The sequence below is a fragment of the Solidesulfovibrio sp. genome (assembly GCF_029978005.1).
Taxonomy (GTDB): Bacteria; Desulfobacterota; Desulfovibrionia; order Desulfovibrionales; family Desulfovibrionaceae; genus Solidesulfovibrio.
On the sequence record NZ_JARKOZ010000171.1, the window covers coordinates 1 to 1,562 of the forward strand.

A 1,562-nucleotide genomic window follows, 5' to 3' on the forward strand; every position below is an offset into this window, starting at 1 on the left:
ATGGGGCGGGCGATGCTGGCCGGCTTTGCGGCCTGCGTCGCCCGCCCCATTTCCGAGACCACAACGACCGACGCCCCGCCGCTTGCCGTTCCCGACCGCCTCCCCATCCGCCCCGTCGGGGGGGACCGGGGGGGATCATCCCCCCCGGCCGCCGGAGGCATCTTCCCTCCCCTCCTCTTCCTCTGTCCCAACCTACTTTCGGGCGCGCAGGACGGTGACGGTTTCGCCGCCGATGCCCCAGTTGTCGGTATCGACTTCCTCGATGATGACCACGGTGGTTTGCGGGTTTTTGCCCATTTCGTCGCGCAGCAGGTTGGTGACGCCTTGGATGACCCGGGCTTTCTGTTCCGCCGTCGCGCCGTCGCGGGTGATCTTGATGTTGATCAGGGGCATGTTGGGCTCCTTTAGCGAGTGAAGAAGGTTTCGCGCACGAGCGCTTCGGTTTGGGCGATCCATTCGCGGCGTGTCGCCGGATCGCTCGTGACCACGGTTTCGAACATGCGGCGGCGGACCTTGGCCACGCCGCACAGGCCGAAGATGCAATCCTTCCAGATGCGGTCGAGGGGGTCGCCGAAAACGCGCGCTTCGCGTTCCCGGGCGGTATTGGACGTGTTGACGACCACGGCCGCCCTGGCCGCGAGCAGGCCGCGCGGCACGCCCTCGCCGGCGTCGCCTTCGAGGAATTCGTAGGCCACGCCCGGGCGCAGCACGCGGTCCACCCAGCCGGCGAGGATGGCCGGCGGCATACCCCACCAGTTGGGGTGCACGATGACGATCCCCTCGGCCTCGGCGATCTCGCGGCAATGGGTGGTGATAAGGGGCGGCAGGGGCGCGTCGCGGGCGACTTCCGCTGCCGGCAGCAGCGGGTCGAAGCCTTCGGCGTGGAGGTCGTGGAAGCGCGCCTGCCCGCCGTGTTGCTCGATGGCGGCGCAGGCGGCCCGGGCCAGGGCGTGGTTGAGGCTGCCGGGGCGGGGATGGGCCAGGATGACGGAATACGGCATGGGGGAATCCTTACGGCTGCTCCGCGACGTCGGGCCGGTATTCCAGGATGTCGCCGGGTTGGCAGGCCAGTTCCCGGCAGATGGCTTCCAGGGTGGAGAAGCGGATGGCCTTGGCCTTGCCCGTCTTCAGGATCGACAGGTTCTGGGCGGTGATGCCCACGGCCTCGGCCAGGTCCTTGGAAGCCATCTTGCGCCGGGCCAGCATCACGTCCAGGTTGATGACGATCGCCATGGCCGCCCTATACCGTCAGGGCGCATTCTTCGTCCAGGCGGCGCGCCTCGTCCATGACGCGGGAGATGACCACGGCGATGGAGGCCACGAAGAAGAGCGCCAGCTCGTCGGTCCCGAGGCCGAGGGCCAGGATGTGGCGGCCGGGCGGATTGGCGGCGGTGACGGCCAGGCCATGCAGCGGCGTGTACAGGATCGCGGCCACGGCCCACCACAAAAGCGCCCGGGACAGGGAGCGGAAGCAGACCACGTTGGCCAGGCTGAAGATGCTGCCTGTCTTGTAGAGGGCGAAGAGGTTGCGCAGTCGCAGCAAGGTGACCATGAAGGCCGTG

At 68.4% G+C, this 1,562-nt stretch carries 4 protein-coding genes; all 4 read right to left on the reverse strand.

Annotated elements, in window-relative coordinates:
- Positions 1-192: 192 nt before the first annotated feature.
- The gene (locus tag Q1K70_RS18615) at positions 193-393 is read right to left on the reverse strand and encodes a 4-oxalocrotonate tautomerase family protein (protein WP_300162949.1); all 201 of its coding nucleotides are present in this window, start codon (positions 391-393) and stop codon (positions 193-195) included.
- 11 nt (positions 394-404) lie between these two features.
- The gene (locus Q1K70_RS18620; protein WP_300162951.1) at positions 405-1,001 is read right to left on the reverse strand and encodes an NAD(P)H-dependent oxidoreductase; all 597 of its coding nucleotides are present in this window, start codon (positions 999-1,001) and stop codon (positions 405-407) included.
- Positions 1,002-1,011: 10 nt separating this feature from the next.
- Positions 1,012-1,233 carry a helix-turn-helix transcriptional regulator gene (locus tag Q1K70_RS18625; protein ID WP_300162953.1) on the reverse strand — a complete coding sequence of 74 codons (222 nt, stop codon included), beginning with the start codon at positions 1,231-1,233 and terminating at the stop codon, positions 1,012-1,014.
- 7 nt (positions 1,234-1,240) lie between these two features.
- Positions 1,241-1,562: DUF2975 domain-containing protein (locus Q1K70_RS18630; RefSeq protein ID WP_300162956.1), on the reverse strand; the 322-nt coding region annotated here is incomplete at its 5' end.

Coding starts and splice junctions, on each gene's coding strand:
- Q1K70_RS18615 (WP_300162949.1), bottom strand. CDS start 393: ATGCCCCTGATCAACATCAAGATCACCCGCGACGGCGCGACGGCGGAA.
- Q1K70_RS18620 (WP_300162951.1), bottom strand. CDS start 1,001: ATGCCGTATTCCGTCATCCTGGCCCATCCCCGCCCCGGCAGCCTCAAC.
- Q1K70_RS18625 (WP_300162953.1), bottom strand. CDS start 1,233: ATGGCGATCGTCATCAACCTGGACGTGATGCTGGCCCGGCGCAAGATG.